Genomic DNA, 16207 nt, shown 5'->3' on the forward strand with positions numbered 1-16207 from the left:
AATTATCATGCCATCTGCATTAAAAGGATTGAAAGTTCTCGATTTTTCTACTTTGTTACCTGGTCCATTCGCAAGTATGTATCTTGCAGACATGGGTGCAGAAGTTATCCATATTGAATCACCGACTCGTCCAGACTTAGTAAGGATTATGCCACCTTATGCGAACGGTCAGGCCACTGCACATAGTTATCTGAATCGAAATAAGCAGTCGATTGCATTGGATCTTAAAAATCCAGCGAGTATTGAGCTCATTAAAAATAAAATCTCGGATTTTGATATTGTGTTGGAACAATTTCGTCCTGATGTGATGCGCCGTCTGGGTTTGGATTATGAAACCTTAGCAGAAATCAATCCCCGTTTAATTTACTGTTCTATTACGGGGTATGGTCAAACAGGAAGCTATAAAGATCGTGCGGGGCATGATATTAATTATTTAGCGCTTGCTGGTGTTTCGGGTCATTGTGGGCGTCAAGATGGTGGACCTCCACCACTTGGAATTCAGATCGCAGATGTTGCTGGTGGTTCATTACATGCAGTGATTGGTATTCTCGCAGCAGTGATTGAACGTCAACGTAGTGGTATCGGGCAATACATTGATATTTCGATGACCGATTGTGTGGCGAGTTTAAATAGTATGGCTGCTTCAGCGAGCTTGGCAGGACAAACGCCACAAGGTCCTGAACAAGGCATGCTCAATGGTGCGAGTTTTTATGACTATTATGAAACAAAAGATGGTCGTTATTTTTCAGTGGGGAGTTTAGAGCCACAATTTATGGCTGGATTAGCTACTGCCCTAGATTTACCGATACTTTTGGCAAAAGGTGCTTCTTTTGATCCAGACGATCGCCAAGCAGTCAAACAGGCTTTACAAGATAAATTTAAAACCCAAGACTTTGCCGAATGGCAACATGTATTCCAGAGTTTAGATATTTGTGTGGAGCCAGTGCTTAGTTTAGACGAAGCATTAGTGTCACCAATGGCACAGCAACGAGGGTGGGTCGTTGATGTACCATTATCGGAAAATGCATCTCAAACAGAACCTCAGTTAGCTTGTCCGATTAAGTTTTCTCGATCACAAATGGTATATATCTTTATAGGGCAAGCTTTGGGAGGAGGGAAATGGTAGAAAATATGCGCATATGATCACTGAATGTTAAAATATTGTACAGATCGTTAACATTTTGAATAAATTGTAATTTAAAAATAAGAGTAACCTTTTATACACAATAACATAAAAGGTTACGTAAACATGACAATCTCTAAATCTATGATTGTTTCTTGTTTATCCGTTCTATCATTGAGTCTTTTCACACACCATACTCAAGCAGCATCTCCCGCATTTGATCCAAATGGTCAATGGTTGTTTGGTGATTGGAACGGTCAACGCACAGCGTTACAAGAACAGGGTTATAACTTTTCTGCGAATTACACAGGCGAATTTGCAGGGGTTTTAGATTCTAAACAGTATTCTAGTCGTGGAAATGAATACACAGGTCAACTGGCATTAGGTACTCACTTTGATCTAAATAAAATTTTAGGTTGGCAAGATACAGAGGCCCAAATCACTTTAACTTATCGTGATGGCCAATCTCTTTCTCAAACGGCAGATGGTCTACAAGGACATTTAAGTTCGGTACAAGAAGTTTGGGGGCGTGGTCAAACATGGCGTTTAACAGAGCTTTGGGTCAAAAAGAAATTTTTGGATCAAGCACTAGATATTAAAGTTGGTCGATTTGGCGAAGGTGCCGACTTTAATAGTTTTGACTGTGATTTCCAAAATTTAGCATTATGCGGTTCACAAGTGGGTAACTGGGTCGGTGATCAATGGTACAACTGGCCAGTGAGTCAGTGGGCATTGCGCGTCAAATACAATTTCCAACCTGACTTGTATGCGCAGATTGGAGCGTATGAATATAACCCTGAAAATTTGCAACGTGGCAAAGGCTTCAATCTAAGTACTGATGGATCACATGGTGCCATTATTCCAGCAGAATTGGTTTGGACACCGAAACTCGGTGCACAGTCACTTTCTGGCGAATATCGTTTTGGCTATTACTACAGTACCGCCGATGCTGTGGAAATTGCCAACCCAGCGAAAACCTCACATAAACAAGGTGGTTGGTTTACTGCAAAGCAACAATTGACTAGTCACGACGGTCAGTCTGATCGTGGTTTGACTGGCTTTGTGAATGTGACGGTTCATGACTCAAAAAACAATGCAGTCAAAGATATGCAAAATATTGGTTTGATTTATAAAGGTCTATTGGATCAGCGCCCACAAGATGAGTTGGCGCTTGGTGTAGCGCGTATTCATGCCAATGATAAAAATAACAGTTTATTGGATGAAGAATATAACACCGAATTGTATTACGGCATTCATGCGACCAATTGGTTGACGATTCGTCCAAATATCCAATATGTATATCACGTCGGTGCCCTTAAAAACGGTGACAAAACTTGGGTTGGCGGAATTAAGTTCCAAACGGTTTTCTAATTTTTGATTTGAATAATTTTGCAGATTTAGTTCACTTTGATGGATTACATCTGCAAAGTTTTCATTGTGATTTGAATTTGACGATGAGGCGGAGTGATTTGCTTCATCGTATCTAAAATACTAAAGATGCAAGGGTGATCGTATGAATCAATCTGCTTCAAAATCTGGGCTTAGAACATTGACGGTAATTATTATTGCCCTCATTGCATTGTTCTTGCTCGTTGGCGGTATCTGGCTCGCAGCAATAGGCGGGTCTTTTTATTACATAATTGCAGGTGTGCTGTTACTTATTGTCGCAGTTCAACTTCATAAACGTGCTTCTGGTCCATTATGGGTCTATGCGGCTCTAATGCTAGGGAGTGTAATTTGGGGTGTTTGGGAAGTGGGTACAGACTTCTGGGCACTTGCACCACGCCTTGATGTGTTAGGTGTTTTAGGCTTGTGGTTGTTAGTACCAGTGGTTACACGTGGTATAGATAACTTAACCTCAAGTAAAGTGGCTTTGTCATCGACTTTGGCTATTGCGATTGTGGTGATGGTGTATTCGATATTTAATGATCCACAAGAAATTAATGGCGTTATTGAAACGCCACAGCCTGAGCAAGCGAAAGCATTAGAGGGGATCGCACCTGAAGATTGGCCTGCATATGGTCGCAGTCAGGGCGGTGAGCGTTATTCACCACTCACACAGATCAATGATAAAAACGTTAAAGATCTGAAAGTGGCTTGGACTTTCCGTACCGGTGACTTTAGAACTGAGCACGATTCAGGTGAAACAACGAATCAGGTGACTCCAATTAAAATTGGCAATAATCTGTTTATGTGTACTCCACATCAGCATTTAATAGCAATTGATCCTGCAACAGGTGAAGAAAAGTGGCGTTTTGATCCAAAGCTGAAATCGGATAAAACTTTCCAACACTTAACCTGCCGTGGTGTGATGTACTACGATGCGGATAATACGACTAAGTTTGCAACCAGTTTACAGGCTAAAAAGTCGAGTTCAACCGAGTGTCCAAGAAAAGTCTTTGTTCCTGTCAATGATGGTCGTTTAGTTGCTGTAAATGCAGATACGGGCAAAGCATGTTCAGATTTTGGTGAAAATGGCGAGGTGAATTTACAAAAATTCATGCCATATGCTTATCCGGGCGGCTACAATCCGACTTCTCCTGGTATTGTGACTGGGACGACTGTTGTGATTGCAGGTTCAGTAACAGATAACCATTCGAGCCAAGAGCCATCAGGTGTGATTCGTGGCTATGATGTGAATACTGGTAAATTGCTATGGGCATTTGATACGGGTGCTGAAGATCCAAATGCTTTACCGGGTGAAGGTGGAACATTTGTTCATAACTCTCCAAATGCATGGGCACCACTTGCTTATGATGCGAAACTTGATATTGTTTATGTCCCAACTGGTGTGGGTACACCTGATATCTGGGGCGGTGATCGTACCGAGTTGAAAGAGCGTTACGCAAACGCAATGCTTGCCATCAATGCAACCACAGGTAAGCTTGTTTGGCATTTCCAAACCACACACCATGATTTGTGGGATATGGATGTACCATCACAACCATCTTTAGCTGATATTCAAGATAAATCTGGTCAGACGGTTCCTGCGATTTATGTACTAACAAAAACAGGTAACGTATTTGTGTTGGATCGGAGAACAGGTGAGACTGTTGTACCGATTACAGAAAAGCCAGTTCCACAAACAGTAAAATGGGGACCACAGACCAAGGGTGAGTTTTATTCACCAACACAACCATTTTCTGATTTCAATTTAGCACCAAAAGATAAATTAACCGATAAAGACATGTGGGGTGCCACCATGTTGGATCAGTTAATGTGCCGTGTGAAATTCAAACGTCTCAATTACGATGGCATTTATACACCACCTTCTGAGAATGGAACTTTAGTTTTCCCTGGTAACTTAGGTGTGTTTGAATGGGGCGGGATGTCAGTGAATGCTGACCGTCAAGTGGCTGTGATGAATCCAATTGGATTACCTTTTGTAAGTCGTCTGATTCCAGCAGATCCAAATCGTCAAGCTGTTGCGCGTGGTGCGGGTACTGAGCATGGCATGCAACCAATGTATGGTACGCCTTATGGGGTTGATATCAGTCCATTCTTGTCACCATTTGGTTTGCCATGTAAACAACCTGCGTGGGGCTTTGTTGCTGGTGTGGATTTGAAAACTCACGATGTTGTATGGAAAAAACGTATTGGTACGATTCGTGACAGTTTACCAAATCTATTCCAATTACCACCTGTGAAAATTGGTGTGCCAGGCTTAGGTGGACCGATATCAACGGCTGGTAATGTAATGTTTGTTGCTGCAACACAAGACAATTATATTCGAGCATTTAATGTGTCGAATGGTGATAAATTGTGGGAAGCGCGTCTACCAGCAGGTGGGCAGGCAACACCAATGACCTATGAAATCAATGGCAAACAATATGTGGTCATTATGGCTGGAGGACATGGTTCTTTTGGCACCAAAATGGGTGATTATTTAGTTGCCTATGCTTTACCAGATTAATTCCTTTTAGCATCCAAAATGCTCACTTCGGTGGGCATTTTTTTTGATTGATTTAGTGCTTAAATACGTCACTTTTAAACAAAAATAGACAGATCGATCTGGCTTGTATAAAATTTCGACCTAATAAAAAAGGAATACGATAAGAAAATGCTTTTAAATATATTCCATGTACTTGAAAAACTGGGGTTAAATGCACAAAAACGTGCAATACAAGTTCAATTTTCACATCCGATGCTCAATGCGCAAGTATTTTTGCAATCGATTGATGGAAATCATCAACTGAATCAGGGGTTAACGGCTGAGCTGATCTGTCTGTCAACGAATGCAGCTATTCCATTAAAAACATTTATAGGATGCCAAGTTGCTGTTGATCAGGTCACGGATACAGGACAATTGACACGTACAACAGGAATCATCACTGCCGCAGCACAGGGACAAAGTGATGGTGCTTTAAGTCTGTATCGATTGACGCTACAAGATGCCACAGCGCTTTGGGCAAAGCGTCGTAATAGCCGCGTATTTATGAACCAATCCGTGGTTGAAATTGTCCAAACTTTATTTAAGGAATGGCAAACACGTAGCCCATTATTTGCTGCAAGTTTGACATTAGATCTGAGTGGGCTAAGTAAAGACTATGATATACGTCCTTTTACGATGCAACACAATGAGCTAGACGCTGATTTTATCCAGAGATTACTGGCTTCAGAATCTATAAATAGTTTGATCGATGAAGCACAGCATATTGTTCCTCACAATACTGCGCCAATCCAAGCACAAAAATTACGTCTGATTGATGATAATCAACAATATCAGGCACTCGAACGTCGAACCATTCGGTATCATCGGAGCAGTGCAGCAGAACAATATGACAGTATGACCAGTTTGGTTGCTCAACGGAGATTACAACCCACAACGGTACATATTCAAAGATGGCAAGCTGATGCATTGGATCAAGAAGATGGCGCGGGCAGCGTTCAAAGTACACATTCTCATAGTGAACATCATGACAATCTCAGTCTAGGATTGGAGGATGCTTGGCATTTTACACCCGCATGGATTCAGGATTTAAAAGGTGATGATGGTGTCACAGCATCAGGTAGTCAACAAATTGAACGTCTAAATGAGCACCGTAATCAATACTATAATGCTGCTGCTAAACACTTTATTGCGCATACAACGGTTCGTGATGCCTATGTCGGTTATTGGTTTGAACTGAGAGAACATCCTGAGATTGATTTACATACTGCCCAAGACCGAAATTTTTTAATTACAGCAAAACATTTTTATCATCATAACAATCTACCCAAAGAGTTAAATTTACAAGTTAGACAACTCTTACAAAATAGCCAATGGCAAGTCAGAGATTTTAATAACAACAGTGAACGCCAAGCCAACCAGCTTACCTTACAGCGTTACCATGTTCCAATTGTCCCTGAATATGACCCGATCAGGCATCGTCCGATTGCATATCCTCAACGAGCAAGAGTGGTCGGACCTGAAGGTGAGAGCATTTATGTCGATGAATGGGGGCGGATTAAAGTCAGATTCCTGTTCACGAGGAGTGATGATCATCAGCATGATGGGGGTGCTGGCTCTAATAATAATGATAGCGACTCTGCATGGATTGATGTCCTGACACCTTGGGCGGGCGAGGGCTATGGTGCACGGTTCCTACCTCGAATCGGTGAAATCGTGGTGATTGACTTCTTTGACGGTAATATTGATCGTCCGTTTGTGATGGGGCGTATCCATGAAGCACAGCGTTCACCGACCCGCTTTGATATTAAAGGACAATTACCTGATACCAGACGACTAAGTGGTATTCGTAGTCAGGAGATTGGTGGGCAAGGATTTAACCAACTACGATTTGATGATACATCTGGACAAATCAGCACGCAATTACAAAGTAGTCATGCAGCAACACAATTAAATTTAGGTCATTTAAGTCATCCTAAAGTCCAAGAACATAGTGCTGGACGTGGAGAAGGTTTTGAGCTGAGAACAGATGCTTGGGGTGCTGTCCGCGCTGGCAAAGGCATGCTGATCAGTACCTATGCACAAGAGCAAGCGATTGCAGATCACTTAGAAGCAGCACAAGCGCAGTCTTTACTCAATCAAGGCTATGAAAGCATGAAAATGCTCAGTCATATTGCTGAAAAACAGCAAGCGGATGCATTAAATGTCATCCAGCGACTGCCTAAATTTATTCAGTCGTTAGAGCTTAATAGCAAAACTCAAGCGCTGAATAAGACCGTAAATCTGTTTAAGAATGGATTGAAAGACGATCCATTACATGCCTTGAAAGACTGTGGAGGTTTTATTAAGGATATCAGTGGTTTTGGTGGAGATACAAAAACAATTATTGACGAATTTAATCAATTCTTTGCCGATAGCAAAGATGCAATCAATAACTTAAAAGATTTCATCGAAAACGTTGAAGCACACGGGGCAGATATTGTTAAAGGACAACTGGCCAGTTTAAAAGCTAAAATTAAACAGAATCCATTTGAGAGCCTTCAAGAAGTTGGACAAGTGCTGGCAAACGTAGATATCAAAGATTTTGATTTGATGAGTACCTGCGGCACCTTCAAGAAAGGGAGTCAACTCAATGTTAGTCCTTTACAAGCGCTGAACTCCTTACAAGGTTTCATGGAAGGATATACACAAAACTTAGAAAATAGTGCTGATGCAAAACAACAAGAACAAGGAAAAATATTTCGACAAGCTTTAATGCTCCTCGCATCACCGAATGGGATTGCATTGACCACACCTGAAAATATTATTCTTCAAGCCTCACAAGACATAGCGGAAAGTGCTAGCGGTTCGATTAATTTGAGTGCTCAGAAAAATATTATTGGTCATGCGCAAGATAAAGTGAGTTTATTCGCTGCCACGAAAGGACTTAAAGCCTTTGCTGCAAAAGGAAAAGTTGAATTACAAGCACAAGATGACATGATCGAAGCAATTGCCCGTCGTGTCGTAAAGATTATATCGACCGAAGAAAAAATAGAGATCACTAGTCCTGTTGAGATTGACCTAAAAGCTGGTGGTTCACAACTCAAGATAAATAAAGAAGGGGTTTTTATAAATACGGGTGGATACTTTAAAGTGAAAGCAGGACAGCATGTATTTGAAAGTGGCACAACCGTCAATGCAGAGTTACCGAGCTTACCGAAAAGTGGTATTTACAGTCGACGTTTTGATTTTAGTGGTTTGGTTTCACCTGAATTATTACAAGAGGGATTTCTGTACAAAGTAATTAATCGAGCCAAAAAAACTGAATATGTTGGTGTTTTGGATGAAGACGCAAGGACTGAGCGAGTTTTTAGTGATAACCCGGATCAAATTGAAGTTGTTCTATTAGGAAAAAATAAAGAAAGTGCCGATAAGCTTTTGTTAGTAGAGGAGACTATAACGGATGGCGGGTCTTCGGAAGAAGCATGTTGTGGTGGTGATGAGCACCACCATGACGATTGTGAACACTCTCAAGCAGAGACAACGGATGAGTCAGATTTAGAACATGATTTTAAGCATTTTGGATGTGGGGAATAAGAAATGAGAATAGCGCAAGTATTGATAGGTTCACTGGTTTTATTCCAAAGTGTGAGCTTATATGCCGAGAGTGCTAAACAATGTTTGAAATATTGGAATGAGCCAGTAGTTCAATTTGAGTTGCTAGAAGATACTCAATGTCCGCATGTATGGGAAGATAACTTTAATCCGCATGGTAAAAAAGTGGTGGAGAAGATAGGTTTTAATCTTAAAAATAATAATTGGATGTCTGCAGGGATATGTAATCATATTAAATATAAGAAGAATAATTATTACATTTACTGGGCGGACATGAAGCACAATAAAACGGATATTATTATGATTTTTAATGATAATGCTGCATTTTTATATTCTAGAGAAATAGATAGAACTAAAATTAAAGAAAGTGGTTATACACGTAAAGATATTCTTGATGTTAACTTGTCATGTGCCCAGTCTGGAAGTGATCTTAATATGGTGTCAGTTATAAATAGTTATATTCTTAAAGAGACGAATATTAAAGATATTTCTAAATATCAGATTTTTGATAGGTTTAAATAATGAAAAAAACAATAAAATTTTCAGATAATGATGTTGATAATTTTGATTTAAGTAGAGCTGGTTTTATTCAGGCTGTCAGTTATAAAGAGTCATCTTCTGATCTGAGTCAACCATTAAGTACCAACTTTAATAAGATCTCTGCATCTAAGAAGAATAAGCAAGGTTATATTGGACTATTTCAATTTGGTGAAGCTGCGCTAATAGATTTGGGTTATTATAAGCATTGGGATAATAACACAGATAAAACAAAAGCAAATGACTGGACTGGAGCATGGACAGGTAAAGCTGGAATTAATAGTTTATCTCAGTTTCTAAATTCCCCTGAGAAGCAACTTCAAGCTATTCATGAATGGATTGATCTTTTATGTAATCGATTACGGAATCGAAATTTCAATGAGTTTTACGGAAAGACCATCAACGGTATAGAAATTACTGAGTCTGGAGCGATAGCTGGTGCTCACTTAGTTGGAGACGGTGGCTTAGGTTCATTTTTTGGTATAAACGGTTTTAAAGGTAAATACAAAGAATCTGATGGAAATGGTGTCCATATCAGTAAATATATCGAAATGTTTAACCATTTTGATTTGGAAAATTGCTGCCAAAGAAAAATTTATATTGGTTTGACGGATGCTGAAAAAAATGCTTTAGCAAATAAAGAGGTTATTGTTGTTTCTCGCTATAATGGAAAATATGTATCTGGTGAAACAAGAGTTAAGTTAAAGAGTGATGAGCAGGGAAATCTCCCAGTGATTGTGCGCCATCCAAATACTGAAATAAAAATTTTAGCAGATGGAAAAGAGTCGAATAGTATTGTACAGAAAGCTAATGAAAAGCAGAGAGCAACTTTAAGCGACTTTCCAATTTCTAGTTACGCTGCAACTTTAGAAACAGAAAGTACACCTCAACCAAAACCACAAACGAACAAAACTCCTCAAGAATTGAGAAGTGAACAATCTCAAACAATGCCATCCACACCAGTTGAGCATTCTAGAATATTAAGAGATATCCCATTTAATATTCAGATTGTGGAAGGAGATTCTGGACGTCCTATTCCTAATATGACCTTTTTTCTGACGTATAAGGGGAATATAAAAAAACATACTGCGGATGGTACGGGGACTAGAAAAGGAGTAATTGCTGAAGAAGGGCAAGATATTGAACTATCAGTGGAAGGAGATGGTCATAAACAAGTGATTCATGATTTCAAAGTGGATGCAGCACTCAGTAATCAAACCTTAAAAGTACGGTTACCTGTACATAGCTTTAGTATAAGAGTCACCCAAAACGGTCAACATGTAGCAAATACATTGTTTAGTATTTTTTATAGAGGACGGGAGATTCCGAAAAGAACAAATGCATCAGGAATTATTACTGTAAAAATGCTCACAGGCTTTGTTTTTGGCTTTGGAGTCAAAGGTAAAAGTTTGGTATTAAGTCGTGTTGAAAAATCTGCTGCAATTAAAGGCTTTATTGTGAATGCAAGTGCAGTAAAAGCATCAAAACTAAATGAAACAGCGGACGAGCAACGGAAACGACAACAAGAAGCAGAAACAGTGAGATTACAACGACAGCAAAAAGAAGCGGCTGAAAAGAAAGAAAAAGAAGCTGAGGAGGAAAGAAAAAAAGCTAAAACTGAAGCTGATAAAAATAATCAAGCACGACAAAATAATGGCTATACTCAGAATGGTGGTCGACCAATCACCACAGTGAGTCGTCAAGCACCTGTAACCAGTGATACAACTCGCTATCATATTTATCATAATGGAAAAATTAAAAGAGAGAATAAAGCTGCTACAGGATATGCAGAGTTTATTTATTATGATCAGCAAGGCAATGCTCATAATTTGGGGAAGTCGAGGTATGTTGTTGCGTTGAAAAGAGGAAAAAATAATATAACTGTAGGTGGTAATGTTTATCTTATTGATCAAAGAAAACATACATATTATAGAAATGGTACTATTAATTATAAGTGGACTATAATAAGTAGTAGCCATAGATACTATTTAAATGGTGTAACAATGGCTGCAGTGTTAGGGGCACTTATTGATTATGGTAGTGAAGAGTTTATTGGGAGTGGTTTTAGTACAGTTGATGCTAAATCAGCTAGACCAAGTACTAGTCATATTAATGGAGAAGCTGGCGATTTTAGATATTTAGGTATTAATGGAGCTCATAAGAGTGGGGCTGTATGGACTAATTATCCTACTTTTGATATGGCAGCGAATACAAAATTTGTACAGGTACTAAGGAAGTTTGGGTTTGGTACTTTTTTAACAGGTACTAAAGAAGTTGGTGGTACAGCTAAAGTCCCTGGTACTAGTTATTGGGATGGACACCATCATCATTTACACATAGGAAGGCATAGTTATAATGTTGAAGATATTTAAATGGGGCTGGTTGATTTTAGTGGGAGTATTACTTATTTCCTGTAGTGATGATATAAAAAAGGAAGCTGATATAAAGGTAAAAAATATTCAATTTGAACTAGATGGTGTGAATGGTATAAAAGTAAATAGTTCTTTTGATAGTGCTAAATTAGAGAAATATACAGAAGAGATTGATGGCTGTTTTTTAGCTAAAGAAGTAAATTCTGATAATGGAATAAGTTATGAAGTTAGTGATGGTTTTATTAAAACTATAAGAACTTCGGAGCAAGGTATTTTATCTCCTTATGGTGTTGCTGTAGGGGATCATGTGGATCAAATTTATAAAAAGCATCCTTCAAATCTGAAACCTAAAGTTGAAGATAATGAAAATGGTTTAGCCGGTGAAAATATTTTTATCTATTTTTGGAATGAACCAAATCAACAGTCAGGTTTAAAATACAGTGTTGATTCAGATATTGTTACATCAATATCTATGGGAAGTTTAATGGATTGTATATAGGTTTCCTAAGCACTTATCTAGTGACTTTGTATGAGGTTGTTAGATAAGCGTCCTTTCAATACCTATTGATGTTTTTGTTTAGATAGAAAGGAGAACGATACAATTTTAAAGTTCTCTTTTTTATTGATGTCATCTGTTACTGAGCCCCATCAAGCTTATCAATAAAACCGTTATTAAATATGCAAAAAAAGCATTTTATTGATGATAAAAAGCTCGCTATGCTAACTGCCTTTATCATGAATTTACTAGCCGTACGCCATGTATTTATATACTGATTTCGATCAACAACTGATTAATCAACGTGTTGCTCAGTTCCGTGATCAAACAGAACGCTATTTAGCGGGAAAATTGACTGAAGACGAGTACCGTCCTTTACGTTTGCAAAATGGTTTATATGTGCAACGTTACGCACCTATGTTGCGTATTGCCGTGCCGTATGGCTTGATGAATACAAAACAACTTCGAAAAATTGCTGAGATTGCGACTGAGTATGATCGTGGATATGCACACGTATCGACTCGTCAAAACATCCAGTTGAATTGGCCTGCATTGGAAGATGTGCCAGATATTCTTGAGGAATTGGCAACAGTTCAAATGCACGCAGTTCAAACATCTGGTAACTGTATTCGTAATACGACAACAGATCAGTTTGCTGGCGTTGTTGCGGGTGAGATTGCTGATCCACGTCCAACATGCGAATTGATTCGTCAATGGAGTACATTCCATCCAGAATTTGCATTCTTACCACGTAAATTCAAAATTGCAGTTTCTGCACTGGCTGAAACAGACCGTGCCGCTACAGCATTCCATGATATTGGCGTGTATATCGTGCGTAACGAGGCGGGTGAAATAGGCTATAAAATCATGGCTGGTGGGGGCTTGGGTCGTACCCCAATCATTGGTAGTGTCATTCGTGAGTTCTTACCGCGTGAAGATTTAATTGCTTATCTTGAAGCGACTTTGCGTGTTTATAATTTGCATGGTCGCCGTGATAACAAATATAAAGCACGTATTAAAATTCTCGTAAAAGCATTAACGCCTGAAGTATTCGCACAAAAGGTTGAAGCTGAATTTGAACACACACGTGAAGCTTTGAAGATTCAGCCTGAAATCTTGAAAAAGTTAGATGAAGAATTTACCCCATTTGATTATCAAGATTTAGAAGATCAAGATTTTACGGCATTATTTGCTGAATATCCTAAATTTAAGCAATGGTTCAATGTCAATACCAATGCGCATAAAGTCAAAGGCTATCGTATCGTGACGATTTCCTTGAAGCGTGCGGGTATTGCACCGGGTGATATGACGTCAGAGGAAATGAACTTAATTGCAGACTTAGCTGATAAATATACTTTTGGCGAATTCCGCACCACACACGAACAGAATATTTCGTTAGTGGATGTGCCTCAAAAAGATTTGTTTGAGTTGTGGCAAACACTTGAACAAAACGATATGGCTCGCGCACATATCGGTTTTATCACGGATATTATTTGCTGTCCTGGCGGAGATTTCTGTTCATTGGCAAATGCTAAATCTATTCCAATTTCAGAGGCGATCACCCGTCGTTTTGAAGACTTGGATACCATCTATAACTTAGGTGAGCTAGATTTAAATATCTCGGGTTGTATGAATGCATGTGGTCATCACCATGTCGGAAATATTGGTATTCTCGGTGTAGATAAAAAAGGTGCTGAGTTCTATCAAATCACATTGGGCGGTAATGCAGATCATGACGCTTCAATTGGTGACATTTTAGGACCATCTTTTGCGGCGGACGCAGTGCCCGATGTTATTGAAGAAATTTTGAATACTTACCTCGATCTACGTACAGAGGGTGAGCGTTTCATTGACACATATCGCCGTGTTGGTATTCAACCATTTAAGGAGCGTGCTTATGCTTAATACTTCGCTACAAGTGCTTTTTAAAGACGGTACAATTGCTGATAATACCTATCAAGTCATTGCTGAAGATGGCGTGATTCCACAAGGTGATGTTGTTGTTACAACTGCTCAATTAGATCAATTAGCAAATATACAAGGTAAAAAAGCGCTGTATATCACTGTGAATGATTCGCCTGAAACTCATCAATTTCCATTAAATGAACTTGATGCGATTTTCATTGAATTTGCTGGATTTAATGATGGTCGTGGGTATTCATTTGCTGCGCTGTTACGTCGCCAAGGTTATCAAGGTGAGTTACGTGCCGTCGGTGATATCTTCAAAGATGTTTTAAATTATTTAAAACGTTCAGGCTTTGATACTTTTGTGGTGAAAGAAGGTAAAGATATCCATGAAGCTGCGGCAGGGCTTCAAGATTTTACCAATCCTTATCAGGCCTCTACCGCTGTACCACAAGCAAGTTATCAGACAGGGGCCTAAGTCCTGTCTGAAAAAAAAGCTGAACATTTAAATGTTCAGCTTTTTTATGCTTCTGGTGCAAGTTGGCAGTTGATCATCCATTTAATACCAAATTGATCGGTAAATGCTCCGTACAGCGCACCCCAAAATGTTTGTTCTAATGGCATTTCTATTTGTCCATTGTGTGAAAGCGCATCAAATAAACGTTTGGCTTCATCTATTTCATTTGCATCTAAATTAATCGAAATATAATGATTGTTGCCTTGGGTAAACACACTATTTGGAGCGCAAAATTGATCATTCACATCCGATGCCATGAGTATTGTAGATTCATTAATTGGCAAAGAAACGTGAAGTACATAATTTTTCTCCGCTTCTGTAAATGTTACGCCTTCTTCTGGAGGTAAGTCTCCATAACGACTTAACATTGAAAACTCACCACCAAATACAGATTTGTAAAAGTTGAATGCTTGTTCAGCTTGTCCTTGAAAATTTAAATAATGATTTAATTGCATGAGAAGGTCCTTGTTCTTTTTTTACACAACATAAATTATCGATATTTTTTAACAAATGGTGCATTATTTTTTGTAATTCTAAAAAAGAATCCTGCAAAAAGCAGGATTCTTAGCTGTAGATTTGAGGTTTAAATCAATTCAACAGCAACTGCGGTTGCTTCACCACCACCAATACACAGCGCCGCAACGCCTTTTTTACCACCTGTACGTTTAAGTGCATGGATTAAGGTAAGAATGATACGTGAACCTGTAGAGCCCACTGGGTGGCCGAGGGCGCATGCACCACCATTAATATTTACTTTTTCAGCATCAAGTTTAAAGTCGTCAATTGGACACATGGTTACCATTGCAAAAGCTTCGTTGATTTCCCATAAATCTACGTCTTGTGCATCCCAGCCCGATTTTTTCAACACTTTTTCAATTGCGCCCACTGGTGCAATGGTAAATTCTGAAGGGTGTTGTGAGTTAGATGCTGTTGCAACGATTTTTGCTAAAGGTTGTAAGCCTCGTTGAGCTGCAACATCACTTGAAGTGAGTACAAGTGCAGAAGCGCCATCTGAAATCGAACTGGCATTGGCAGCGGTAATTGTCCCATCTTTTGCAAATGCTGGTTTTAGGCTTGGAATTTTATCAATTTTAGCATTCAAAGGTTGTTCATCTTGATCGACAACAACATCACCTTTGCGAGTTGAAACAGTTACAGGAACAATTTCATCTTTAAAATAACCTTCAGTAATGGCTTTTTGGGCACGTTGTAATGAGCGGATCGCAAAATCATCCATTTGTTCACGGGTATAGCCACGCGTATTTGCCATATCTTGTGCAAATGAACCCATTAAACGACCAGTTTCTGCATCTTCTAAACCGTCAAAGAACATGTGATCTTTGATTTCACCATGGCCCATCCGATAACCAGCACGTGCTTTTGGTAATATATAAGGAGCGTTAGTCATCGACTCCATGCCACCTGCAACCACAATTTCTGCGCTGCCTGCTTTGATCATGTCAGTCGCTTGCATGACGGCTTTCATGCCTGAACCGCATAGTTTATTGATAGTGACCGCACCTGTTGAGTCTGGTAAACCTGCTTTGCGCATTGCTTGACGCGCAGGGCCTTGTTTTAGGCCAGCAGGTAATACGCAACCCATGATAACTTCTTCTACGTCAGTTGGTTGTAAACCTGAGCGAGCAATTGCTTCTTTAATCGTGATTGCACCTAATTCAGGTGCTGTAGCGCTAGATAATGCGCCTTGGAAGCCGCCCATTGCTGTACGAGCGCCGTTGACAATTACGATGTCAGTCATTATGTGTCTCCAGAC

At 39.4% G+C, this 16207-nt stretch carries 11 protein-coding genes; 9 read left to right on the forward strand and 2 right to left on the reverse strand.

All coding sequences use genetic code 11. From position 1 onward, the window contains the following. Nucleotides 1–7: 7 nt before the first annotated feature. The 9 genes from DS737_RS03005 (at nt 8) to DS737_RS03045 (ending at nt 14394) form a co-directional block, all read left to right on the forward strand. Nucleotides 8–1126: a CaiB/BaiF CoA transferase family protein gene (locus tag DS737_RS03005; RefSeq protein WP_113996727.1), complete on the forward strand. Its 1119-nt coding sequence runs from the start codon at nt 8–10 to the stop codon at nt 1124–1126. Between the two features lie 144 nt (nt 1127–1270). Continuing rightward, nucleotides 1271–2494 (forward strand): carbohydrate porin, encoded by a 1224-nt coding sequence (locus DS737_RS03010; protein ID WP_171287600.1) that lies wholly within the window; start codon nt 1271–1273, stop codon nt 2492–2494. A 142-nt stretch (nt 2495–2636) separates the two neighbouring features. After that, on the forward strand, nt 2637–5036 hold the full coding sequence (locus DS737_RS03015; RefSeq protein WP_113996729.1) for a glucose/quinate/shikimate family membrane-bound PQQ-dependent dehydrogenase: 2400 nt from the start codon (nt 2637–2639) through the stop codon (nt 5034–5036). A gap of 147 nt (nt 5037–5183) precedes the next feature. Beyond that, complete coding sequence (locus tag DS737_RS03020; RefSeq protein WP_113996730.1) at nt 5184–8588, forward strand: type VI secretion system Vgr family protein; 3405 nt, start codon at nt 5184–5186, stop codon at nt 8586–8588. 3 nt (nt 8589–8591) lie between these two features. Next, complete coding sequence (locus DS737_RS03025) at nt 8592–9128, forward strand: hypothetical protein (protein WP_113996731.1); 537 nt, start codon at nt 8592–8594, stop codon at nt 9126–9128. Further along, entirely contained in the window at nt 9128–11515 is a 2388-nt protein-coding gene (locus DS737_RS03030; protein ID WP_113996732.1) for a hypothetical protein, read from the forward strand. Before DS737_RS03025 ends, DS737_RS03030 begins: the two co-directional genes overlap by 1 nt. Further along, complete coding sequence (locus DS737_RS03035) at nt 11499–12014, forward strand: hypothetical protein (RefSeq protein ID WP_113996733.1); 516 nt, start codon at nt 11499–11501, stop codon at nt 12012–12014. The genes DS737_RS03030 and DS737_RS03035 overlap by 17 nt, the downstream gene beginning before the upstream one ends. Nucleotides 12015–12272: 258 nt before the next feature. Continuing rightward, the gene (locus DS737_RS03040; protein ID WP_005089243.1) at nt 12273–13916 is read left to right on the forward strand and encodes a nitrite/sulfite reductase; all 1644 of its coding nucleotides are present in this window, start codon (nt 12273–12275) and stop codon (nt 13914–13916) included. Continuing rightward, the gene (locus DS737_RS03045) at nt 13909–14394 is read left to right on the forward strand and encodes a DUF934 domain-containing protein (protein ID WP_109439726.1); all 486 of its coding nucleotides are present in this window, start codon (nt 13909–13911) and stop codon (nt 14392–14394) included. Before DS737_RS03040 ends, DS737_RS03045 begins: the two co-directional genes overlap by 8 nt. 44 nt (nt 14395–14438) lie before the next feature. Here the strand turns inward: DS737_RS03045 and DS737_RS03050 are convergent, their stop codons facing one another. After that, nucleotides 14439–14888, reverse strand: a complete 450-nt coding sequence (locus DS737_RS03050; protein ID WP_008942327.1) for a VOC family protein — start codon at nt 14886–14888, stop codon at nt 14439–14441. 128 nt (nt 14889–15016) lie between these two features. After that, a complete protein-coding gene (locus DS737_RS03055; protein WP_005083239.1) occupies nt 15017–16192 on the reverse strand; it encodes a thiolase family protein in 1176 nt (391 codons plus the stop codon). Nucleotides 16193–16207 lie beyond the last annotated feature (15 nt).

Source organism: Acinetobacter haemolyticus (genome assembly GCF_003323815.1).
GTDB lineage: Bacteria > Pseudomonadota > Gammaproteobacteria > Pseudomonadales > Moraxellaceae > Acinetobacter > Acinetobacter haemolyticus.

What these genes read in the sequence shown, in the direction of transcription:
- DS737_RS03025 (WP_113996731.1), top strand. Translation starts at nt 8,592, where the DNA reads ATGAGAATAGCGCAAGTATTGATAGGTTCACTGGTTTTATTCCAAAGT.
- DS737_RS03030 (WP_113996732.1), top strand. Translation starts at nt 9,128, where the DNA reads ATGAAAAAAACAATAAAATTTTCAGATAATGATGTTGATAATTTTGAT.
- DS737_RS03035 (WP_113996733.1), top strand. Translation starts at nt 11,499, where the DNA reads ATGTTGAAGATATTTAAATGGGGCTGGTTGATTTTAGTGGGAGTATTA.
- DS737_RS03045 (WP_109439726.1), top strand. Translation starts at nt 13,909, where the DNA reads ATGCTTAATACTTCGCTACAAGTGCTTTTTAAAGACGGTACAATTGCT.
- DS737_RS03055 (WP_005083239.1), bottom strand. Translation starts at nt 16,192, where the DNA reads ATGACTGACATCGTAATTGTCAACGGCGCTCGTACAGCAATGGGCGGC.
- DS737_RS03050 (WP_008942327.1), bottom strand. Translation starts at nt 14,888, where the DNA reads ATGCAATTAAATCATTATTTAAATTTTCAAGGACAAGCTGAACAAGCA.
- DS737_RS03015 (WP_113996729.1), top strand. Translation starts at nt 2,637, where the DNA reads ATGAATCAATCTGCTTCAAAATCTGGGCTTAGAACATTGACGGTAATT.
- DS737_RS03040 (WP_005089243.1), top strand. Translation starts at nt 12,273, where the DNA reads ATGTATTTATATACTGATTTCGATCAACAACTGATTAATCAACGTGTT.
- DS737_RS03005 (WP_113996727.1), top strand. Translation starts at nt 8, where the DNA reads ATGCCATCTGCATTAAAAGGATTGAAAGTTCTCGATTTTTCTACTTTG.
- DS737_RS03020 (WP_113996730.1), top strand. Translation starts at nt 5,184, where the DNA reads ATGCTTTTAAATATATTCCATGTACTTGAAAAACTGGGGTTAAATGCA.